This is a genomic window from Paenibacillus castaneae (genome assembly GCF_002884445.1).
GTDB classification, from domain to species: domain Bacteria; phylum Bacillota; class Bacilli; order Paenibacillales; family Paenibacillaceae; genus Pristimantibacillus; species Pristimantibacillus castaneae.
Map to the genome: position 1 here is coordinate 6,144,040 of NZ_KZ614144.1, position 22,661 is coordinate 6,166,700.

A 22,661-nucleotide genomic window follows, 5' to 3' on the forward strand; every position below is an offset into this window, starting at 1 on the left:
TTATCAAAAGCCAATAAAAAAAACGTACCCACCGAAATGGATACGTAATTTGAATTAGGCCTTAAGCTGTTTGCTTCTGAGCTGACCGCAAGCGGCATCAATATCTGTTCCGTGTTCCAGACGAACACTGCAGCTGATCCCTTGCTTCTTCAACGTGTCATAGAACGCCCGGACCGTCTCCCGATCGCTTCTTTGATATTGGCTATGCTCATCAACTGGATTATACGGAATTAAATTGACATTAGCGAGCTGACGTCTATCGCTTATCAGTTCAGCAAGCTCAAGAGCATGCTCCTTCTGATCGTTTACATCCTTAAGAAGAATATACTCCACCGTAATTCTTCGATTCGTTTTCTCCAAATAATAATCGATAGCTTGCATAAGTTTTTCGATCGGAATCGCACGATTAATTTTCATAATGCGCGTCCGAAGCTCATTATTAGGCGCGTGCAAAGAAACCGCTAGATTGACCTTCAGATCGCTATCCGCGAACTCATAAATTTTGCCCGCAAGACCGCTAGTTGATACGGTAATATGTCTCGCAGCAATATCTAAGCCCTTCTGATCTTTAATAACGAGTATGAAATCTACCATATTATTATAGTTGTCGAATGGTTCACCAATTCCCATTACAACAACGTGGCTCACTCTCTCATCCTGCTGTGCTTTATCGAGATGATGCTGAACCTTCATAATCTGCTCGACGATTTCTCCGCTGGATAAATCACGGCTCTTGGCTAACAAACCGCTCGCACAAAAGCTGCAGCCAATATTACAGCCCACTTGGGTAGTCACACAAACAGACAAGCCGAATTTATGACGCATTAAAACCGTTTCAATCAGATTGCCGTCCTTTAAGGTGAACAAAAACTTAATCGTTCCATCCTCTGATTCCTGCCGCAGGTGTTCGCTCATGGTATGAATGATGAAATGCTCTTCCAACAATTGAATACACTCACTGTTCACATCAATCATTTCAGAGAAATGCGATACCCGTTTCTTATAAAGCCAATCCCAAACCTGTGATGCTCTAAACTTTCTATGACCATGCTCAAGAAGCCATGCTGTCAGTTGATCAAACGTTAATCCATAAATGGATTCCTTATTCATGCGTTACCCTCTTTTCAAAGCTATGAAATGCCTTCCTATTCCGCTTAAGCAGCCGAAGCTAGCCATATGCTTATGATTGTCCCAAATTTTATTTATTAAAGCAAGGCGAGATTGGCATAAATATGTGTCTATACTGGATAAATCCAGTATAGACCTCGAAAATCAGCTTATGTGTTACTTGATCAATCCCTGCTCCTTCAACCATTCCTCTGCGACCACACGGGCCTGCTTACCGTCCAGATCAACTTTGCCATTCAGTGCAGACATGGTTCCATCATCGATCTTTCCAGCTAATAAATTAAGAACTTCCTGAAGCTCGGGATGCTTCTCGAGTGTATCCATACGAACAATGGGCGCCGCATAATAAGGAGGAAAAAACTTTTTGTCGTCCATAATCACCTTCAAATTAAACGCTTGAATGCGTCCATCCGTAGCAAATGCATCATTGACGTCTGTTGTCCCTTCTTTCACAGCGCTGTATGTCAACCCGGCGTCGAGCCCCTTCGCTTCCTTGAAGTTCATTCCATATACGGATTTCAGTCCCAAATATCCATCCGGACGCTCCAAAAATTCATGAGTCGCTCCCAGCACTAAACTAGAGGATTTCAAGGCCAAGTCCGAGAAGGTTTCAATCCCTAATTTCTCCGCATGATCCCTTTTCATTGCGAGCGTATACGTATTATTAAATCCAAACGGCTTTAGCCAAGTCACTTGGAATTTTTCCTCATACGCAGCCTTTACCTTTTCATAGGTTACCTCAGGATCACCTGCGATAGGCTTTTCCTTCAACACTGAGGTCCAGCCCGTACCGGTATACTCCGGAAATAGATCAATATCTCCGCTAACCAATGCATTATGGGTCACCTGCGAGCCGCCTAGAAACGGCTTTCGGATCACCTTCAATTCGGTTTTGTCCTCTATTAAGGAAGCCAGCATATGAACCAAAATATCTTGTTCAGTGTAGTTTTTGCCTCCGACTACAATGGAATCTGCTCCGCCTTGGCCCCCTCGCATCGCAACAACCCCGACAATCAGCCCTATTATGAGTACAGCTATTAAAGTGAGCTCGATTCTTTTGAATACTTTGGATCTTTCCTTGCCTCTTTTCTTGACTCCTTTCGGCGTTACAGCCTTCTCCATTCTCTCGAGAATGAAATCAAATAAGAGAGCAAGCAGCGCTGCCGGGATCGTACCCGCTAGAATCAATTCTGTATTAACGGTTGAAATTCCTCTGAATATTAAATCGCCCAGGCCTCCCGCTCCGACAAGCGAGGCTAGTGTAGCTACACCGATAATCATAACGGTTGCGGTACGAATACCGGCCATAATGACATTCAAGGCCAGAGGCAGCTCAATCTTGGTCATAACCTGCCAGCTCGTCATGCCCATTCCCACGCCGGCTTCCTTTATCGACTTCTCAACATTCATAATACCTGTATACGTGTTCCTCATAATCGGCAGCAGCGCATATACGGTTAAGGCAACAATAGCCGGAACCATTCCGATACCTACGAGAGGAATCATAAATCCTAATAGCGCCAAGCTTGGAATCGTTTGAAATAAGGAAGCTACCCCTATAATAGGGGACGCCAATCTTGGAAACCGCGTAAGGATTAGCCCGGTCGGTATAGAGATGACAATGGCTATGATTAAAGCGATAAACGAGATTTGAATATGCTCTAATGTGGCTTGGATTATATCCTCTTGTCTGTTCTTGATAACATCCCAGAAACTCATGGCTAACCTCCGGATTACATCTGTTTAAGTAGAGCGTCAATTAAACTTGAATTGGTGACAAGTCCCGCTAATTGCCCATTACCCTGCACAACGGCCACGCTGTTCAAACCATGCTGCTTCATTATTTCCACAGTATCTACTACGCTCGTGCCGATTTGAACCCTAACAATGTCGGCTTTCATAATATCCTGCAAAGTCAAATCCTCATTCCGGTATTGCTCTTCCAGCATTTCTTTCGTCACGATTCCCTTCAGAATGCGATGCTGATCTGTGACAAGCAGCGTATTCACTCGATATTGCTTCATCAGCTTTGCCCCATGAGCTAAGCCTCTCGTCAAGAACACCGTAACGGGGTTCGCGACCATGACGTCCTCGACCATCAGGTTTTCAGATTCATTCATTCGGTTTTCACCAATAAAATTGCGGACAAAATCGTTTTTAGGCCGCCTAATGATGCGATCTGGCGTATCCGATTGAATGATTTCGCCGCCCTTCATTATAACGATGCGGTCAGCGATTTTTAACGCTTCGTCCATATCATGGGATACAAATACAATCGTTTTCTTCACCTCAACCTGCAGTCGAATCAATTCGTCCTGAAGCTGATCACGGCTGATCGGATCTAATGCACTAAACGGCTCGTCCATTAAAATAATGGATGGCTCCGCTGCTAATGCGCGAATAACTCCAATTCTCTGCTGCTGTCCGCCGCTTAATTCGGAAGGGTAACGCTCACTGTATTGCTCAGGATGTAATCCGACCATCTCCATCAATTGTTCAATTCTTTTCTCATACGAGGATTTTTCCATTTTTTTCAGCTTAGGAACCACTGCAATATTATTTTTGATATTCATATGTGGGAATAGTCCAATCTGCTGAATGACATATCCAATATTTCTCCTTAGCTCCACAGGATCTATCTTGGAAATATCCTTCCCATCCACTAAAATTTGACCGGATGTAGGCTCAACTAAACGATTGATCATTTTCATCGTTGTTGTTTTGCCGCAGCCACTCGGTCCAATAAGGGTAATTAATTCGCCTTCCTTGATTTCCAAATTAATCCCCTTTAACACCAGGTTTCCGTTTTTATATTTTTTCGTTACATTTTTGAACTGAATCAAGCCAACACCTCATTTTTCCCATTAGGTTCAGTACAGAGCTTAGCTCGTTCTATTCTGCCCAATAATTCCTTTCCTACACTTTCAGAGAAGCAAAAAATAGGCACAAAAAAAGGCCCATCCCTCGCTCCTGCAAGGGATAGACCTCTGTTCTATATAGGATCATTTATATGATTATTATTTAGCCGTAACGCCGCCATCAACAGGAAGTCAATGCCTGTTATATATGAGGAAGCATCCGAAGCAAGGAATAAGACCGCTGCAAAATTGCACAGCAAAAAAAAAGGCCATACAGGCTCTTCCAGCCTGTACAACCTTTTTTTGATCAATCATCCTATTACCAGTCTCTAAACACTTTGTCTACATTGTATTTCGCTTTGAATTTGTTGATGATATAGGTTTCGTAAATATCACGGTCAACCGGATCCTCGACAATACAAACCTCAATTTTCGTTACTTCGTCTCTGTGCATTTTGATAACAGATACCGTATCCTCGAAATGTTTTTTGATTCTTGGACGCAGCTTCCTTGCTTTGCCTACGAACAATAGCTCCCCGCTTTTGTTGTAAAACATAAAAATGCCGCCCTTTTCTCTGGAAATCAGATGAAAGTCAGTAAAACCGTAAATATGGCTTAACTGAGGTGCCGTTTGTTTCGTAATGGTAACGTCCGGTGTAGGGATGGTTATGTTTATCATTTATAGCTCACTTCCTCATTCTATATAGTAGTAAATACTATCACAAACCACATTGTAAAACCAATCTTGCCTAGAACAATAACTAATGTGTTTCAGTTGAATAAAGCTTTGCTTTCTACTGTAAACATTTGTTATCGTTGAGGTAGAGTTGCTTTTGCAATGAACCGTCTAAATGGAGGAACTATTATGATCTCATTGAAAAATAAAATAGCTATTGTTACAGGAGCTAGCAGATCCACTGGAATTGGAACAGCGATATGCCGCTCGCTTGCAAGATTAGGAGCACATATTTTTTTTACGCATTGGAGTAGATTTGATGAAACAGAAGGCAACGGCGGGGAGAAAGGTTGGCCGGATCAGCTGTGCAAGGAATTAGAAGCTCTAGGCGTGAGGGCAAGCCATATGGAAGCCGATTTAGCTCTACCGGAAACGCCCTCCCTAATTATGGATCAAGTAGAGAAATCATTAGGGCATGCTTCTATCCTGATTAATAATGCTGCGTATTGTGTACCTACAAATTTCCGGGATTTGAATATGGAAACCTTAGATCAACATTATAACGTAAACAATCGTGGAACCATTCTGCTCAGTACAGAATTTGCTAAGAGATTTGAACAGCATCATGCCAAAGGGACTGCCGGGAGAATTATATTTATGGTATCCAAAGGGCCTGATCCGAATAATTTGGCGTATATTGCAACAAAGGGTGCGTTAATCAGCTTGATCGAGCCCCTCTCAGTAGGTTTGGCCTCGCTTCACATTACGGTAAATGGATTCGATCCTGGACCAACCGATTCAGGTTGGATGGATGATGACATGAAAGCAGGATTTCTTCCTATGTTCCCGATGGGACGAATCGGACTGCCGGAGGATGCAGCCAAAGCGATTAGCTTCTTAGCAAGTGATGAATCACAGTGGATAACAGGACAAGTCATCAAATCAGAAGGCGGATTTCTAGGAAAATAACTGGCAGCTGCTAGACCAATATCCAAAGAAAGTAGGGAAATAAATGACGATTTATATCGCGCTGCTGCGAGGGATTAATGTAGGCGGGAAAAATATAATCAAAATGGCCGAATTGAAGCGCATGTTTGAAGCGATGGGCCTTGGTCCCGTTCAAACCTATATTCAAAGCGGCAATGTTCTATTCCAATCCAATGCGGAGGAAGCGCCGCTGCGCAAGCAGATTGAACATGAGATCGAGGCGGTCTTCGGATTTCCGGTTATCATTGTATTAAGAACGATTGAGGAGCTAAGGGCCATTGCCGCGAATTGCCCGTTCTCAGAGGAAGCCATTACCGAAGCGGAGGCCTCCTCTGACGCTGAGAGTCTATATGTCTCTATGCTGCTCGAGGAGCCTGCGCAGGAAGGGATTGACCGTCTAGATCCTTATAGAAGTGATAGTGATGACTATGTGATCAAAGGCCGAGATGTGTATCTTCTATTCCGTCATAGCACTCGCAATTCCAAGCTGTCGAATAACCTTCATAAGCTGGGTGTACCCGCAACCGTGCGTAATTGGAAAACGATTAATAAACTCGTCGCACTGGCAAATGCAATGGAGGGTTAACTATTTTCCTACCCGGTCTCGCTATTGCAGCGTGCGAAACACGATTTTGAAAATATCATCCATCTCTACGCGGCCTTCTGTTGAATCTTCTATCATATTTTGTACTCGCAAGCCGTATGTGAATACCATAAACATAGAAGCCATCTTAGCAGCATCAATCGTCTGAGGGATGGCTCCTGCTGTTTGGCCCGTTTCAATCCACTGCGTCGCGGTCTTAACTGCATAGCGGTACAGCTTCTGCAGCACAGCTGCAACCTTCGGATTATCGATTTGTCCCAGCAAATAAATAAAAATCGCGTTAGATACTTGTTGGTCCTCGGATTGATTGGACATGCTTTGGGTAGCAAAACGAATGGGACCTGTCGCATCTCGCGCTGCAGCTTGTGAAACGACGCTAACAAACTGATCATTCATAAGCTCGACTTTCGATTCTAGAATCAAACCAAAGAGCTCATCCTTGCCGGAGACGTAGTGATAGATGGCTCCCTTCGAGAGACCAGAGTGTTCAATAATATCCTGCAGCGTTGTTTGACGGCAGCCCTTCTGCTGAATAAGCTTCTCTGCGGTATCCAGTATAAGTTGAAAGCTGGCATTGATTCGTGTCGTATCGGACAAGTTGCTGCCCCCTTCTCTATTAATCGATATGCATTCGTGACTTTCGAGCGCGTCGACGCTCATAACGCGTCGTTCCTGCTGCTTCACGAAGCGGTAACGGGTAACGGGAAATCAAATACAAAGCCCTTCCCAGAACAATAGCACCTAATGATAGCAAGATCGGCGCAAAAGCATATTCACCAGTAAGATGAACGTTAATATGCATCAGTTCTACAAAACCATATTTGATGATCAATCGAATTGGCACTGAAAGCAGCCAGATGGCTATGGACCAGATGGAACCAACCGTCATCCATATTCCGTTTTTTTGATAAACAGCTGTGAAGCGGCCTTGCAGCCAGCCTACACCCAGCCCCATCCCTGCACCAAGCAGCAGCGAAATGCCTTCCCCTCCTTCAACTCCGGCTTGGTAAGCCTGATAAGAGGCGAACAGGATAAGCAGCAGCGGCAGGAAGAACACATTCCCTTTTATTGGCCTTGGCTTCAACTGCCGATTAACGAGCAGTATGAGAATTAGAATGGCTATAAAAATAGTATTCATTTTTTCATCTCCTTTATTATATACCAACGGTCGGTTTTTTCAAATGCAAACAAAATCAGTCATGAATAGAAGAAGCTTGATCCATGCCAGTTTGTGATACTGCTGCAGATTGGCTGCTTGTGCGTAATGCTCTTCTATAGCTTGCATACATGTAAAGCCGCCATACTAATGTGTAGAGGATTAAGACAGAGATGTACTCCGCAAGCATTAATTCGATATCAGGTCGGTAAGCCTCCGTAAGAATCGGATATTTATGAAAAACATAATCCCGGATCAAATAGCGGGCATAGGGAAAGCCCAGCAAAAATACGTAGAACAATGGATTGAATTTGAATCGAATACCGCCATCCGCTCTTTTCTCAAACTTGGTTGTAACCATATAAGGTACCGCTAGTATTGCCCCTAAACCGAGTGTCCAGAACAACTGCTCCAACGTCGCTCGGCTTCCCATGCAATACGCAATCCAAGGAAGGGCGAGAAACATAAGCCAATCCCCGAACAGCAGACGAAGTCCGCTTCCTGTAACGTCCTTGCGAGTTTGGCGAAATTGCTTAATCGTCACCCAAATAATTAAAGCCCATACTGCATAACCAATTAGATCCCATTGCTGTTGTGTCATCTTTCATCCAACTCCTTTTATTGTTTTCCTATAACACGTTAGTGAATGGCTGCTCCTGCCGCCGATCTTTCGCAGCTTATATCCTGGAGTCTATTGAGATCCACCAACGTTTTCAGACCGTCGGTCGGTTTGTTATTATCTTTAATATACAGACCGACTGACGGTATGTCAAGTGTCAATTTAAAATCATGTATACTCCTTTCATGAAATATGGTGGAAACCAAACTTATTAACGTACATGGCTAGCTCTATTCTCAGAGGAATTGGTGAATTTGGGCTCATATGGCGAAGGCTGATCCAAATAGAGCTAGAAACTAGCTCTATTCCACAAACTTTGGTTACTTTGAGCGAAATAGAGCTAGTAATTAGCTCTATTCTCAGAGGAGATGGTGAATTTGGGCTCATATGGCGATGGGATTCTCTTGCGCATTATCATCTGCCGACTAAGCAAGCAGCAGCGATCGTTAAAAAAAAAGCCGAGCAGGTGCAGCAGACCCGCTCGGCTTATTGTACAGTCTCTTCTTTCATTCAATCTATTTCTACGTCAATCAGCTTGAACTGCGTGACATCAACAATACCTCGATTGGATATTCGAATTTCAGGAATGACAGGCAAGGCAATTAAGGAAAATGTCATAAAAGGCGCGTTTAATGAGCAGCCGATTTGCTGCCAAGCGTGTTCAAGCTGGGCAACCTCTTCCACCACTTCGAGCAAGGGCTTGTCCGACATGAGGCCCGCAATCGTCAGAGGTACTTGAGCAAGCACTTTGCCATTCTCTACAACGATCATGCCGCCTCCTAATCTAACAAGCTCATTGGCTGCAAATGCCATGTCCTGCTCATCGATCCCCATGACAAGCAAATTGTGGCTGTCATGCGCAACTGTAGATGCTACTGCGCCTGACTTTATTTGAAAACCATGTGTGAAAGCGAGTGAGATCTGACCTGTTCCATGATGCCGATCAATACAGGCAAGACGGATAATATCCTGGCCTGCGTCCGGCTGGATTATTCCCTGTTCCACAGGGAGAACAGCCGTCATTTTCTCCGTTCTGGCGCTGTTTTCAATAATTTTGATCACATTGATTTTCGTTTGATCGCTGCTATTGCGGCTAGCCAGCTTAAAGTCCTCGGCTGTAAGCTCCCGCTTCACATTCATTGAGTTTCGTATATGCTCTGGATAGACAAAGGCCGGAAATGCAGCTCTAATTTGTCCATTCTCAAAAATAACCCGTCCATCCGTTATAACAGTCGAAGGCTCAGCCTTCTGAAGATCGTCGATTAATAAAATATCTGCACATTTGCCTGGCGCAATGCTGCCGAGGTCCTGGTCTAACCTGAAATAGCGTGCAACATTGATTGTCGCCAGCTGAATCGCCGTTACAGGATCGACACCCTCTTCAATTGCCCGACGCACGACATGGTTAAGATGGCCAAGCTCCACTAAGGTTTGTGGATTTACGTCATCGGTTACGAGGGAAATATTGTCCGTCTTGACCTTATCCTCGGTTATGACCTTTATGACCTCCTTAACATCATGCCAAGCTGATCCCTCACGAATCATAAGATGCATGCCCATTCTTATTTTATGAAGGCCCTGCTCTCTCGTTACCGTTTCGTGATCAGATGTTACGCCGGATGCGATATACGCTTGCAGCATCTGATCATCATCGCTGGGAAAGTGCCCTGTCACTGCTTTTCCGGCTTTTATCGTTTCTTCAATTTCTCCGCACATTTTGGGATCGCCGAATATGACTCCGGGGAAATTCATCACTTCGCCCAGCCCGATCACATTTTCCCATTGCAGCCCTTCTTTTATATCCTTAACTTCTAAGCTGGCACCCGCATCCTCCAGATCGTTAGTTGCCGGTACGCAGGATGGAAAAGTTGTAAACACTTTAAGCGGCAGCTGCTGTCCTTCTTCATGCATCAGCCTTACGCCTTCTGCGCCGAATACATTCGCAATTTCATGCGGGTCCATAAAAATACCTGTTGTTCCTTTGGCTAATGCAGCTTTGGCAAATTCGGTAACGGAAAGCATCGTGCTTTCAACATGCATATGCCCGTCTAGAAATCCTGGCGTTATATATTTTCCAGCGGCATCGATGACCACTGTTTCTGCTCCAATGGTATGGTCCGCATTCCCAACATAAGCAATTCTTCCAGCAGCGACAGCCACATCCATCTGCTCCAGCAGCTCTCCCGAATGCACATTGACCAGCGTTCCGTTCTTAATGACTAAATCGGCAGAAGCTTCTCCCCTTGCAACCTTTGACAGCGTTCTGCTCACTTCAAACAATTTATTCCTTTTCACTAGAGACATCGTTTTATACTCCTTTATGATCGTCATTCCTGTTCATTTGAATAACAATATACATCATATTTGATCACAGAACCACTCAAGCTGTACGGTCATGCATGAAATAAGCCCTCATGTGGAAGTCTATGGTTGTTGTTATTTTTGGAGAAGGAGGTGTCCTCGTGTCTAATCAATCTAACGAACCGTCCAAAGCAGAAGTACAGACGACTAAATTGAATAAAATGCCTCAAAAGGGTGAATTTGATACCGAGTTTTCTGCAGAGGAAGCAGCAGAGGTTTTTAATGAAAATCAATCCGCCAATCATGCTTCTGATCATCAGGAGTAAGACATAAACGAAACGAAGCTTGGACTCCTAGGAGCCCAAGCTTCGTTTCGTTTATGCCTGGCCAGGCGGTGACGCATATAGCTTTTGCTTAGGGCTGCTTACTCCGCTTCTGTCATTATTTTTGCCATTTGCGCTGCCTTCTCAAGGCGATAGCGGGCTGGTGTAGCGCCCATTGCCAGCTTAAACAGCTGGTGAAATCGTTTCATATCATGAATGCCTACGCGAGAAGCAATATCCGCAACGGTGAGTGAGGCTAGTCGTGGATCGGACAACAGCTTGCCGCTTTGTTCAATTCTTTCTTTCTGAATAAGGGCCGTCAGAGATTGGCCGGTATAACTGCTCACAATGCGCTGAAGCTGTCTCTTACCTAGACCAATATGTTCGGCAATTGCAGCAATTGTGAGCTTCTCATGCAGATGATCCCTTATGTATTGATGAATCTGTTCTATTTTATCAGCTGAAGGATGTACGATTGCTTGCTCCCGATTCAATGCACGCTCCATCTCAATGAGAAGCTGAAGGAGCAGGCCGCAGAGCATCGTCTCATATCCCCTACGCTTCCGCTGAAATTCTATAAGCATGGATTCGAACAACCGACCATACTCGCCGGATATTTCTCGCATCTGAATCCAACGATTCGTCTCTGCATGAATGTGTTGGAAGAAGTATAAACCATACTCTACTGGCAGGATGGAAGTAAGAAAACGAAAGGTTTTCTCATCAAAAATACAATTTCCGATAATGAGCGGATCTTTGGAATGATGCGCGGATGGCCGGAAAATATGTGACACGCCGATAGGAATAAAGAATAAATCCCCTTTACTGACACGAATCGTTTGATCCTCAATATAGTGAAAGCCGCTTCCTTCCCAGACGTAACTTATCTCAACGAAGTCATGCTCGTGCTCCGGCAAATCAAACCTCTCGTAGACGCGATTAACATATAGAGAAAGGCCATTGGAAAAAAATTGATCCCCTCTCTCCAGCCTCGGGCTTGGTTTCTTCATATTCTCTCATCCTTCATTAGCAGCTGAATATCCATGATGTCATCGTATACCTATATAAAGTCGCAATCAACCCATAAATTCAATGGATGTTTATTTTATAATACAAATTAATTCCAATAGACAAGGCAGGCGAGATGAAGATGATCAATCGTGATTGGCAAGCGGAATGGATCTGGGGTGATGGAGAAAGCAGCCCTCGGAATGAATGGAGATGCTTCCGAAAGTCTTTCGATGTGCCGGAGGAAAGCGCTGGCACCGGCAGTCTCCGGATTACTGCAGATTCTCGTTATGTACTGTTCCTGAACGGTACTCAGCTCGGCAGAGGGCCTGTGCGATCATGGCCATTCGAGCTCTCTTATGACACTTATGAGGTCGGGCATTTATTGAGACCAGGCAAGAAAAATACAATATCGGTGCTGGTACTTCATTTCGGCGTGTCCAATTTTTACTATATAAGAGGAAGAGGCGGCCTGCTCATTGAGCTTGCCTATGAAGATGGGACTATTGCGGCGCAATCAGACGCAACCTGGAGGACTTCACGCCACCTCGGGCAGCATCCTCGCGCATCGCGGATGTCATGCCAACAAGGTTATTCAGAATATATCGACGCATCCGCATGGGATGGCGAATGGATGGCTGAAAACTATGATGACTCCAGCTGGAATAACGCCATCGTCCTAGGGCAGGTAGGCATGGAGCCTTGGACGGGGCTTAAGCCGCGTGACATTCCCATGCTTACGAATGAGGCGGTCTATCCCGTTCGTGTCGAGGAGCTTGCTAAAGTGCGAACGTTCAGCCTTTCTACCGCGATTGACGTACGTAATGCACTTGTGACGGGCAGCGAAGAGCACGCAAACACCCTTCAATTCACGGGATACATTGCGACGATAATCCGGGCGAGTGAAGAAGGAAAAGCGACAATCGGATTCCTTACTTCCTTCGAATGCATGCGTTCATTCTCTCTGAATGGAGTAGAAGCGGCTGCCGATTGTTACTACGGTGAAGCACCTGAGCGTTATGTAGATATTGAGCTGCGCGAGGGAGATAATTTCCTGCTTATTGACGTTTCTGGAGGCGTACACACCGGCAAGCTTCAAATGGGCTTATATGCGGATGATCCGGTTCAGCTTTCCTTTATTTCTCCACTCTCGGCTTTATCCGAGCATTCCGCATTTTGTAGAATCGGTCCATTTGACCATGTTATGCCGCTTGATCATCAGGAGAACCGCCCGTTAGATTGGGAAAACCCACTTTACAAAGAGCTGATGAGACTAGTCAGAAAACCAGAGGATCTGGCGGGCTATAAGGAGTGGCTGCAGCCGATTGATGAGAAATATGTAGCAGAAGCAGATGTATTCAGCCTGTGCGTATGGAGAAAAGAAAATATGAAGCTGGCCGTACCGCTGCAATTGCAAAATGCGGTTGTCCCGAATATTCATGCAGGCATCGTACCCGTTTTTGATGGCTACGATACAGAGCTTGTTGTAGACTTCGGCAAGGAATACTCAGGCTATCTATCCTTCGAGGTGGAAGCAGCGGAAGGCACCATTCTCGACTGGTACGGCTTTGAATATATGGCGGACCATTATCGTCAAGATATGTACGGTTTGGACCATACACTGCGGTATGTGTGCAAATCAGGCAGACAATCTTACGAGAGCCCCATACGAAGAGGTTTCCGTTATATGGCACTTAACGTCAGGAACGCCGCTGAGCCTGTACGAATTTACGGCGTAAGCATGTCCCAAAGCAATTATCCGGTAGCAGAGATTGGACGTTTCGAATGCTCAGACTCGCTCCTCAACGACATTTGGGAAATCAGCCGCCATACGACGAAGCTTTGCATGGAAGACACCTTTGTCGATTGTCCAGCTTATGAGCAGGCGTTCTGGGTCGGAGACAGTCGTAATGAAGCGCTGGTAAGCATTTATCTGTATGGCGTGCAGGACATTGTCAAACGCTGCCTGCGGCTTGTACCGGGCTCGAAGCATCAGACTCCGCTGTTCGCAGATCAAGTACCAAGCGGCTGGAGCAGCGTTATTCCGAACTGGACCTTCTTCTGGGCAATTGCATGCTATGAGTATTATGAGCAGACGGGGGATAAGGATTTCGCAGCAGAAATGTACGAACAGATTCATTATACGCTCGATCATTATTTATTGAAGATAGACGGCAGCGGACTGTTCAACATCAAAGGATGGAATTTACTGGATTGGTCGCCAATCGATCAGCCTAATGATGGTATTGTCACTCATCAGAATATGTTCCTCGTTCGGACACTCCGCATAGCGGCAGCAATGGGACGATTAAGTGGCGATGAGGCCGGCAGCTCCCGGTTCGAGCATGCAGCCGAGCAGCTTCATACAGCCATCAACGAACACTTGTGGGACGATGAGAAACAAGCTTATATCGACTGTATTCATGCTGACAGCAGACGATCTAGCGTGCTCAGCATGCAGACACAAGTCGTTGCATCGCTGACGGGTGTGGCACAAGGCAAAAGAGGGGAAGCCATGGAACGTTATCTCATAGCACCCCCCGCTCATTTCGTGCAAATCGGCAGCCCGTTCATGTCATTCTTTTATTATGAAGCACTCGGCAAAATCGGCAAGGTCGGTTTAATGCTCGATGATATACGGGCAAATTACGGCAATATGATTGCGCATGGAGCAACGACATGCTGGGAGCAGTATCCGAATTTCCTAGAAAACCGTGCGAATCCGGACATGCTCACCCGCAGCCACTGCCATGCTTGGTCATCCGCGCCTGCCTATTTCCTAGGTAGAGACGTGCTCGGAGTGAGAAGCCTTGCACCAGGCTGGAGCAAAGTTGAAATAGCGCCTGCCCCTAACGGACTGCAATGGGCGCGAGGAAGTGTGCCGCATCCGGCAGGTGGACGCATAGACGTCTCTTGGACTGCTGACGAGGTTAACCAAACTATGAAGCTTAGCGTCGCTTATCCAGAAGGATTGCAGCTGCAAATCAAAATTCCAGAAGGCTACACTGCGGAAATCAAGGAAACCATTCTGCAGCAGCCTTAAAAATGAAACTGTTCGCTGCTTTCTCAGCCGTTTATAGTGAAATATACGCGTTATTTTCAAAAACTTAAACTAGTGATCACGATTGGCTCAGCTCGCAGTTTGTAACATCAAATGATGAAAAAAGGATCTGAATTTATCTTCATGAAACCCGATTGAAAGAAAAGACAGTCGAAAAGGGATTTTCCCTTCGACTGTCTTTTTAATGTCTCATGATTGGCTGCGTGACGATACGCATTATTTGTTCAGCCGCCTCTTCTAATAAAGGAGCCGTCTGTTCCATTGCCTCTTCGAGCGTCATAGGACGATTAACAATACTTACAACCGCAGTTACGCCATGCTCGTACAAATTGTCGACTCCATTGCCCACTGAGCCGGCCAAGACGATGACAGGCACACTGTGTGCCAAAGCGACCCGTGCGACTCCGTATGGCGTTTTGCCATGCACCGTCTGGAAATCCACCTGCCCTTCTCCCGTAATGACAAGGTCAGCATGTCGAACAGCATCCTCAAGCTTCGCGGCCCGGGTCACAATCGATACACCAGATTCCAGCTTTCCGTCCAAAAATGCAAGAATGCTTCCAGACAGCCCACCCGCCGCCCCTGTACCCGGTAGATTGTGAATGGCAACGCCCTGCACCCTCTCTATAACGTTAGCGAAGTGCTTCAAATTACGGTCGAGCTGCTCAACCATATCGGGGGACGCACCTTTCTGCGGACCAAATACAGCAGAAGCTCCTTTGGGGCCAATGAACGGATTGTCCACGTCGCATGCAACTATAAACTGGCTTTCCGCGATACGTGAATCGAGGCCTTCCGTCCTAATCTCCACCAGCTTATTCAGGCTTCCGCCGCCATGGCCGATCTGACGCCCTTCCTCATCCAGCAGCTCTGCGCCCAAAGCCTGCAGCATTCCAGCTCCACCGTCATTCGTTGCACTACCTCCCACAGCCATAATAAAACGGCGGCAGCCGAGCTCAAGCGCAGCTATTATTAATTGCCCCACCCCATAGGTGGTCGTTCTCATCGGTTTTCGTTCATGAGCCTCTATTAGATACAAGCCCGAACACATTGCCATTTCAATAACGCAGGTTGTACCATCGCCTAAGATGCCGAATCCAGAGTCGATGGTTCGCCCCAATGGGTCTTGCACGGATACATTTACGAATCGGCCCTGAGTGGCATCGATTAGACAATCCATCGTCCCTTCGCCGCCATCAGCCATCGGAATGATTGTGACAACGCTATCCGGAATCGCTCGTTTGATCCCTCTCTCAATCGCGTTCCCTACTTCACGAGCTGATAAGCTGCCTTTGAATGAATCTGGTGCTACGACTATGTTCACCCTATGCCTGCCTCCTCCACCACCACTGATACACTATTGTCATTTATTATAAACAGCTAAATGGTATTCAACAATGTACAAGTCGTAAGCATAAGCAATGGACTGTATGTATCAGCATGGTTACTAGCTATCCGTTTTTCCCCTATAAACACAATAACGATTTTTCCCGAGCCGTTTGGCTTGGTACATCGCTATATCTGCCTCCTTCAGCATTCTAGCTCTATCTGCTGTGTGACCTGGGCTAATACTAATGCCAATGCTGCCTGTAACCGCTATATCACGCCCTTGGATATAGCTGGGCCGGCTTATTTTGTCTAAGAGCAAACCAGCTAAAATTTCCACCTTATTCATATCGCAATTTTTCAGAATGAATAAGAACTCGTCTCCCCCAATCCGATAAGCGAGTTGATTTTTATTCGTGATTTGGCGCAAATTCAGACTTACTTCTTGAAGCAGCAGATCACCTGCCCCGTGTCCGTAAGTATCATTTATTTCTTTGAAATGATCTAAATCAAGACATAAAACAGCAATATTTTCTTTGCCCTTGAAATGGGACCAGAAGTAATCCATTCCGTTTCTATTGAATAATCCTGTAACGGTATCACGATAGGCTAGCTCTCTGAGCATAGACCTTTCAATGAGTAAAGACCGCAAACCTATCGCTGCCCCGAACAACAATACGATTCCAATACTATAAATTATATAGGAAATATAAGGATATGCTGCATTCATGTCTTCATCACCCGCCACATTATCACTTATTATTCAGCACCCTTTACTGCAGTCTTCGGAATTGTGAAGGTTACCGTCGTTCCTTGCCCCAGCTCGCTGCTAATGTAAAGCCCGTAGCCGTATATCTGCTTCAAACGCCGATCCGTACTAATCAGACCTGCTCCCTTCACTTGTTTCGATGAAGGATAAAGCAATTGACTCAGCTTCTCCTCACTCATGCCCATGCCGTTATCCATAACCGTAATGGTTGTATAGTTGGCTTCATCAGCAATCCAAATCCATATGGTAACTCCGCTGGAACGAGCCATAACGCCATGCCGAACTGCATTTTCCACAATGGTCTGAATCGAAAGTGGAGGAACCTCTACGGATATACAATCAGGAATGTCCCAGACTACTTTCAGTCTGTCACCGAAGCGTTCTTTCTCGATATACAAATAAGAATGCAACAGCTCGAGCTCATGCTTCAGCGGAACGACGCGTTCTAAATTTCGGGAATTAAAGCTTCTTTGCAATTAATTTCTAATCTCCTCCAACAGAATAACCATCCTCGACGTATCACTGCCGCTAAGCGAGGCTATCGAATTTAAAATATTACGACACTTATCTCAATTCATTATATTTTATTGTTCTGAACAATTTCTAAACAAGGCCCAGGCAAAGCCTAATATATTAAACCCAACTCTTCTGTTGATCCCCCTCCTGAACATAACAAAAAGGGAAGCCAAACTGAACCATTCATGTCCAATTCGCTTCCCTTATTTCATTCTGCTACAAAATCTTAAATTACAATAGGCCTTTAAACGAGTTTCGAATGACATCGCCGCGGCTAATTATTCCAACTAATCTCCCGTTACGCTCTACCGGCAGCTTTTTTATTCGCTTTTTCCCCAAAATAGCTGCAATATCTTCAACCTCATCGTCCCATTTCACTTTATGCACCTTTTTTTGAGCAATTTCCATCACATTTAAATCAACAATTTTTTTTGCTCTTTCCTCAAATTCATCATCGTCGCCTTTAATAACATCCATATAATAAATCGTGTCTATGACAAAATCCTTATGCTTCCCAATAAAACGCATAATATCTCCGTCGCTTACATATGCCGTAATTTCATTTTTATTGTTGACTACTGGAAGACCACTAATTCTGTTATCAATAAATTGTTTGAGAATGGATCGGATGGTGTCCTGCTCCGTAACTTTAAACACATCGGTAATCATGATTTCATGAGCTTTCATCAAAATCATCCTCCTACCTTATATTTGAATCCTCATCAAACAAGTTGTATCATGAAACTATATATATGATTGTATTATACAACTAATCATAGGCTTGTCAATGAATCTAAGCCGATTATATTGTACATACACCTTGATGATTGGTATGTTAACAAAGAGTTTGAAAATAACGATAATAGTGAGGTAGTAACCATATGGATGAACATGCATTAGAAACGATTGAATTTGAAATGGCACTCATGCTACGCCTTATCACTTCAATGACAACCTATCAAAAGATCGGCAATTTAGATCGGTCTGCCTACCTGCTTCTGCAGCAAATCACTCACCTCCAATCCGCCGGCATTAAAGCATTATCGGATGAATTCCATTTGGATATTTCAACCGTCAGCAGACAAGCAGCAGCTCTGGAGCAGAAAGGGTATGTTGTCCGCGTCCCAGACCCGCTCGATGGAAGAGCGTACTACCTTCAGGTTACCGAACTGGGAACAAAGGAATTGTTGGAAAACAAGGAGTTCAGAAGAAAAAAATTAACTGAGTTATTACAGGATTGGTCTGACGAAGAGCGTGAAATGTTCGGCCAACTCATGAAGAAATTTAATCGTACCTTCATCTAAATGTATTCTGCTCATAGCCATTGGCTCAACCCTTTGAAAAGCAAATAGCCCAAGCCATCTTTGGTTTGGGTTATTTGTTATGAATGCGTATGTACTTCTTCCTCGCATACCGCCGGTATCCCATCGTCCAAATGGCAGCGCAGCCAATCGTACCGTATAACATACTGCTGGAGATTACGAGAAACAGCTCTACTGAAATCTGATAGACCAGCACCACTCGGACAGCAGCCTCCGCTAACAGCAGAACACCCCATACCAATGTTATCAAGCGAAATCCAAATCGGAAATAAGGCACTTCCCATCGTTCTTCCAGCTGTTCCGCACTCATCCCGGTTAAGAATCGTTTCGACAAATGATAAATGAGCGGACGCCGCAAGAAGAGTGAGACGATAAAGCAGCAGCCAATAGCCACGGTTACGAATGATTCGCGAAGGAGCACCAGCTTCTCATCTCCGCCCATTGAAGCTAATGCTATACTGAGCACGATGCTCCCCAGCATCATTAAGCCAAAAATATCAAATGTCTTTCGCTTTAATAGAAGGAATATATTTTCTAAGAGAGGCGCTAACGTTGCTATTATTAAAGCAGGAAGGCTTGGCATTACATGTTTGAGCGACGTATATAGAAGGAATGGTACTAATCCATTGATCACAATGGATATTAGCAAGCTTAGGATTGTCATTTGTCGATTGGCTAATTTTCTCACATCATTCACCCGGCATATTAGAGTGCAACGCTCGTTTCTCGCTTCATATAAAACAGTTATGATTTCGAGGTAATTTCAACTTTTGAAGTTATAGCGCGCGTAGCGCGAAAGGGAAGGGCATTAATTTCAGTTATTGAAATTAATTTTTTTTCTCAATAAACAGCAAGAAAAACGGCTGATAGTTTCATTATTTAACACTAAGCCGTATTTCCCGCCTGCTGATTTAGGAAATCGATAACAAGCCCATTAACTCGTTCTTTCTGCTCCACGCTCAAGAGATGCCCTGCCCTAGATAAAGTGACTATGGTTATATTAGGTATGTGATGAGCGTGGGACTTAGCCTTTTCAATGGAACGGTAAATGACCTCATCCTCTCCAACGAGAAATAATGTAGGAACATGGAGACGGGATAATTCCTCCTTAGAAAACACGCTTGGGACGACCTTTAGCTGCGGGACACAGCATTGATAGCCAGCCACAAGAAGCTCTTTATAGGATTCTGATAGAAGATTTAGACGGTTATGCTTCGACATGAACCATTTGAACGCAAGTAATATAAGCCAACGTTTCGGGAAAAGTACAGCTGGAAACACTTTCAGAAAAAACATCCAATGCAAAGGTGCAAAGGAGCCTGCAGGCGCCAAAAGGATCAATGAACGTACGCGTGACGGGTGAACAAGCGCAAAATTCAATGACAGAAACCCGCCCATCGAATGACCCATTAAATGGAATGTGTCGAATTGCAGCCCGTCTGCAAGTTCTGACAGCCACCGCGCCGCACTCTCTTTATTCGACAACGGCTGCTGGACTGTACTCTTACCGAAATCACCAGGTACATCAATACAATGTACATAAAAGCTGCGGCTCAGCTCAGATATATTGACACTCCACATATGAGAAGTTGCAGTCATACCATGGATAAGCAGCAGAGGCGGCAATTGTGAATCGCCACAAATAATGATGTGGGTATCGCCATAGCTCGTTTCTACATATCGAGTTTCGTAGGGAATCGGCCATTCGATCAGCGCTTGATCGTAAACGGCATGATAAACGGGCTGCTTGCTGTCACTTCTAAATATAGATATGGTCTGATTCATTCCTTCACCCCATTGGCTTCAATTCCATCTGACATCCCATTATAAGATCCATTCTAACAGAAGATTCCAATAATTCGAACATGGCGGGAGGAAAAATTTCAATATTATTCAACCGTTCTCTAATCCATTTTTTATTGTATTTATGTATTAGATATGCTGCATAAGCAGATAATTTCATTTCCTCGCACAGGATAAGCCTCGAAAATGTCGAAAGTAAAACCTATAGACATTTCATTCTCATAAATAGGATGTGGCCTCATGACTCAATGCTCTAATTGCAATACTTCCGAGCTTATTTATGAAATAAAGGCGGCAGGCAAACAAAATCTACAGGTTCTCCCGCAAATCATCCCCTTCTTAAATGCCAGACGCACGCTTGTAAGTTCTACGGATGATACGTTGTTCGTAAAAGAGTCTGGCATTGCGGATTTTGATGATTTCTGCAAAGATCATATGGATGTCGAGCAGCTTACATTCCGATTACAGGATGAGTCTTGGCGGCCCTTGCACGAGCTGGAAGCAGCTCTATCTTCACAATGGGTAGATGAGATTATTCGGCAGCAGCGCATAATCTGCTATGCTCAGCCGATTGTCGATGAGCGTGGTTCTGTATATGCACATGAGATGCTCGCACGGTTTATTCAGGAGGATGGGAGTCTCCTCTCTCCAATGAAAGTATTTGAAGCTGCGAAGCTGCGCAATCGCTTATATTCGCTTGATCGTTTATGCAGAATGACGGCTGTTCATTCTTCAGCAGGCTTGTCAGGAAAAATATTTATTAATTTCATCCCAACCTCGATCTATTCACCGCAGCACTGCTTGCAATCGACGATCCAGTTGGCGCAGCAGCTCCGTATCGAGCCTTCCATGTTTGTATTTGAAGTTGTGGAGACCGAGAAGGTTGATGATCTGGAGCATTTGAAAAATATTCTGGGCTATTATAAGCAGCGCGGCTTCCAGTATGCACTGGATGATGTGGGGGAAGGCTTCAGCACAATCGAGCTGCTCCAGGAATTAAAGCCTCATTATATGAAGCTGGATAAAGGATTCGTACAGGGAGTTTCTTCATGCCCTGAAAAACAGGAGGTCGCCCTAAAGCTGCTTCATGCTGCTCTACAAATCAATTCAGTTCCGCTAGCTGAGGGAGTAGAGGAAGAAGCAGATTTCACTTGGCTTCGCGATTCCGGATTCCAGCTGTTCCAGGGTTATTTATTCGGGAGGCCGGCTCCTATTAATCAATGCTCATAAGCGTTCATCTTTACAAAGAGAATCCAGACTGCAGCAAGCTGGTTATTGCAAAATAATACCCAGCTGCTTAGCCTGCTTATCCAGCTGCCGTGCGGCTGCGCCGATACCCATAAACTCATCCACCGCCTGTTGAATACGGATCTGGCTATCACTTATGACGACTTGTGAATGCTTGGTTCCCTTAGCGATCTCCTGCACTTGGGCGACAATACCCTCCACGTACATGTTTACTTCCTTAGTGGCTTCCTGTACCTGTCCAGCCAGCTTGCGAACTTCACTAGCGACAACGTTGAAGCCGCGGCCGTGCTCTCCCGCATGAGCGGCTTCAATAGCCGCATTGAGAGCTAAGAGATTGGTTTGCGAAGCGACATCTCGAATCGTTTTCACTATGCCGCGAATCAGTCCCGTCTGACGCTCAAGCTGCTGGAGAACAACCATATTTTCACTGGATCCTTCCACTATCCTCTTAATGGCAGATTCCACTTCTTGGCTTCGGGTAATGCCTTCCTTAGCTCGCTCCAGCAGCACATCTGACATTTGCAGCAATTCCTCAGTCAATTTGGCCGTCGCCTGCTCACGGGCACTAATATCCGTAGCCACTTTAAGAAAAGCGTGTACGCGGCCCTCGTCATCTCGAATGGGCATGTATGTGGCCTCAAGCCACACTGAACGGCCATCTTTCGTCACCCTCAATATTTTATCCTGAAAGGCCTTCCCGCTGCGCAATCCATCCCAGAAGTTAACATAGTCTACGCTGTTTACAAATTCCTTCTTACAGAACTGTCGATGCTGCATACCAGGCAGCTCAGCTGCTTGATAGCCTATCGCTCTTGCGAAATGATCATTTGCCCAGAGCACTCGCTCATTCATATCAAATTCAATCATAGCAAGCGATTGCTCGAGTGCAGAGAGCACCTCTCTTTGTCCCAGAACTTGAGTCGTCACGTATTGTACCGTTTTCGCATCGATCATGT

Annotated in this window: 22 protein-coding genes; 6 read left to right on the plus strand and 16 right to left on the minus strand. The window is 45.0% G+C overall.

The window, feature by feature from the left end:
- Positions 1 to 54: 54 nt before the first annotated feature.
- From rlmN to CEF13_RS27645, 4 genes are all read right to left on the minus strand, one after another.
- Entirely contained in the window at positions 55 to 1,110 is a 1,056-nt protein-coding gene (rlmN, locus tag CEF13_RS27630) for a dual-specificity RNA methyltransferase RlmN (protein ID WP_102715900.1), read from the minus strand.
- 174 nt (positions 1,111 to 1,284) lie between these two features.
- Positions 1,285 to 2,847, minus strand: a complete 1,563-nt coding sequence (locus CEF13_RS27635) for a glycine betaine ABC transporter substrate-binding protein (protein ID WP_102715902.1) — start codon at positions 2,845 to 2,847, stop codon at positions 1,285 to 1,287.
- Positions 2,848 to 2,861: 14 nt separating this feature from the next.
- Positions 2,862 to 3,971, minus strand: coding sequence for an ABC transporter ATP-binding protein (locus CEF13_RS27640; protein WP_102715904.1), 1,110 nt, complete (start codon positions 3,969 to 3,971; stop codon positions 2,862 to 2,864).
- Between the two features lie 334 nt (positions 3,972 to 4,305).
- Positions 4,306 to 4,665 (minus strand): nucleotide excision repair endonuclease, encoded by a 360-nt coding sequence (locus CEF13_RS27645; protein ID WP_102715906.1) that lies wholly within the window; start codon positions 4,663 to 4,665, stop codon positions 4,306 to 4,308.
- Positions 4,666 to 4,851: 186 nt separating this feature from the next.
- Here CEF13_RS27645 and CEF13_RS27650 point away from each other — a divergent pair, with 186 nt between their 5' ends.
- Together CEF13_RS27650 and CEF13_RS27655 are read left to right on the plus strand one after the other, a co-directional pair.
- Positions 4,852 to 5,631 carry an SDR family oxidoreductase gene (locus tag CEF13_RS27650; protein ID WP_102715908.1) on the plus strand — a complete coding sequence of 260 codons (780 nt, stop codon included), beginning with the start codon at positions 4,852 to 4,854 and terminating at the stop codon, positions 5,629 to 5,631.
- A gap of 43 nt (positions 5,632 to 5,674) precedes the next feature.
- A complete protein-coding gene (locus CEF13_RS27655) occupies positions 5,675 to 6,235 on the plus strand; it encodes a DUF1697 domain-containing protein (protein WP_102715910.1) in 561 nt (186 codons plus the stop codon).
- A gap of 21 nt (positions 6,236 to 6,256) precedes the next feature.
- Here CEF13_RS27655 and CEF13_RS27660 read toward each other — a convergent pair whose 3' ends face one another.
- From CEF13_RS27660 to ade, 4 genes are all read right to left on the minus strand, one after another.
- Positions 6,257 to 6,850 carry a TetR/AcrR family transcriptional regulator gene (locus tag CEF13_RS27660; protein WP_166742926.1) on the minus strand — a complete coding sequence of 198 codons (594 nt, stop codon included), beginning with the start codon at positions 6,848 to 6,850 and terminating at the stop codon, positions 6,257 to 6,259.
- A 19-nt stretch (positions 6,851 to 6,869) separates the two neighbouring features.
- Positions 6,870 to 7,391: a hypothetical protein gene (locus CEF13_RS27665; protein WP_102715914.1), complete on the minus strand. Its 522-nt coding sequence runs from the start codon at positions 7,389 to 7,391 to the stop codon at positions 6,870 to 6,872.
- A gap of 55 nt (positions 7,392 to 7,446) precedes the next feature.
- Positions 7,447 to 8,010 carry a CcdC protein domain-containing protein gene (locus CEF13_RS27670; RefSeq protein ID WP_102715916.1) on the minus strand — a complete coding sequence of 188 codons (564 nt, stop codon included), beginning with the start codon at positions 8,008 to 8,010 and terminating at the stop codon, positions 7,447 to 7,449.
- A gap of 528 nt (positions 8,011 to 8,538) precedes the next feature.
- Positions 8,539 to 10,332, minus strand: coding sequence for an adenine deaminase (gene ade / locus CEF13_RS27675; protein ID WP_102715918.1), 1,794 nt, complete (start codon positions 10,330 to 10,332; stop codon positions 8,539 to 8,541).
- Positions 10,333 to 10,454: 122 nt separating this feature from the next.
- Between ade and CEF13_RS27680 the strand changes: the two genes are divergently transcribed.
- Positions 10,455 to 10,655: a hypothetical protein gene (locus tag CEF13_RS27680; protein ID WP_102715920.1), complete on the plus strand. Its 201-nt coding sequence runs from the start codon at positions 10,455 to 10,457 to the stop codon at positions 10,653 to 10,655.
- Between the two features lie 98 nt (positions 10,656 to 10,753).
- On the opposite strand, the gene CEF13_RS27685 is transcribed toward CEF13_RS27680, so the two are convergent.
- The gene (locus tag CEF13_RS27685; protein WP_102715921.1) at positions 10,754 to 11,662 is read right to left on the minus strand and encodes a helix-turn-helix domain-containing protein; all 909 of its coding nucleotides are present in this window, start codon (positions 11,660 to 11,662) and stop codon (positions 10,754 to 10,756) included.
- A 140-nt stretch (positions 11,663 to 11,802) separates the two neighbouring features.
- Between CEF13_RS27685 and CEF13_RS27690 the strand changes: the two genes are divergently transcribed.
- Positions 11,803 to 14,703 (plus strand): family 78 glycoside hydrolase catalytic domain, encoded by a 2,901-nt coding sequence (locus CEF13_RS27690; RefSeq protein ID WP_243864797.1) that lies wholly within the window; start codon positions 11,803 to 11,805, stop codon positions 14,701 to 14,703.
- Between the two features lie 199 nt (positions 14,704 to 14,902).
- Here the strand turns inward: CEF13_RS27690 and CEF13_RS27695 are convergent, their stop codons facing one another.
- The 4 genes from CEF13_RS27695 to CEF13_RS27710 form a co-directional block, all read right to left on the minus strand.
- Positions 14,903 to 16,045 carry a glycerate kinase gene (locus tag CEF13_RS27695; RefSeq protein ID WP_102715925.1) on the minus strand — a complete coding sequence of 381 codons (1,143 nt, stop codon included), beginning with the start codon at positions 16,043 to 16,045 and terminating at the stop codon, positions 14,903 to 14,905.
- 123 nt (positions 16,046 to 16,168) lie between these two features.
- Positions 16,169 to 16,777 carry a GGDEF domain-containing protein gene (locus CEF13_RS27700; RefSeq protein ID WP_102715927.1) on the minus strand — a complete coding sequence of 203 codons (609 nt, stop codon included), beginning with the start codon at positions 16,775 to 16,777 and terminating at the stop codon, positions 16,169 to 16,171.
- 29 nt (positions 16,778 to 16,806) lie between these two features.
- Complete coding sequence (locus CEF13_RS27705) at positions 16,807 to 17,292, minus strand: sensor histidine kinase (RefSeq protein WP_102715929.1); 486 nt, start codon at positions 17,290 to 17,292, stop codon at positions 16,807 to 16,809.
- A gap of 271 nt (positions 17,293 to 17,563) precedes the next feature.
- Complete coding sequence (locus CEF13_RS27710) at positions 17,564 to 18,019, minus strand: CBS domain-containing protein (RefSeq protein ID WP_102715931.1); 456 nt, start codon at positions 18,017 to 18,019, stop codon at positions 17,564 to 17,566.
- A 194-nt stretch (positions 18,020 to 18,213) separates the two neighbouring features.
- On the opposite strand from CEF13_RS27710, the gene CEF13_RS27715 reads away from it, so the two are divergent.
- Positions 18,214 to 18,636, plus strand: a complete 423-nt coding sequence (locus CEF13_RS27715) for a MarR family winged helix-turn-helix transcriptional regulator (protein WP_102715933.1) — start codon at positions 18,214 to 18,216, stop codon at positions 18,634 to 18,636.
- A 70-nt stretch (positions 18,637 to 18,706) separates the two neighbouring features.
- Here the strand turns inward: CEF13_RS27715 and CEF13_RS27720 are convergent, their stop codons facing one another.
- Together CEF13_RS27720 and CEF13_RS27725 are read right to left on the minus strand one after the other, a co-directional pair.
- Positions 18,707 to 19,342, minus strand: coding sequence for a VC0807 family protein (locus CEF13_RS27720; RefSeq protein WP_102715935.1), 636 nt, complete (start codon positions 19,340 to 19,342; stop codon positions 18,707 to 18,709).
- Between the two features lie 197 nt (positions 19,343 to 19,539).
- Positions 19,540 to 20,439 (minus strand): alpha/beta fold hydrolase, encoded by a 900-nt coding sequence (locus CEF13_RS27725; RefSeq protein WP_102715938.1) that lies wholly within the window; start codon positions 20,437 to 20,439, stop codon positions 19,540 to 19,542.
- A gap of 258 nt (positions 20,440 to 20,697) precedes the next feature.
- Here CEF13_RS27725 and CEF13_RS27730 point away from each other — a divergent pair, with 258 nt between their 5' ends.
- Positions 20,698 to 21,687 (plus strand): EAL domain-containing protein, encoded by a 990-nt coding sequence (locus CEF13_RS27730; RefSeq protein ID WP_102715940.1) that lies wholly within the window; start codon positions 20,698 to 20,700, stop codon positions 21,685 to 21,687.
- Between the two features lie 42 nt (positions 21,688 to 21,729).
- Here the strand turns inward: CEF13_RS27730 and CEF13_RS27735 are convergent, their stop codons facing one another.
- On the minus strand, positions 21,730 to 22,659 hold the full coding sequence (locus CEF13_RS27735; protein ID WP_102715942.1) for a methyl-accepting chemotaxis protein: 930 nt from the start codon (positions 22,657 to 22,659) through the stop codon (positions 21,730 to 21,732).
- Positions 22,660 to 22,661 lie beyond the last annotated feature (2 nt).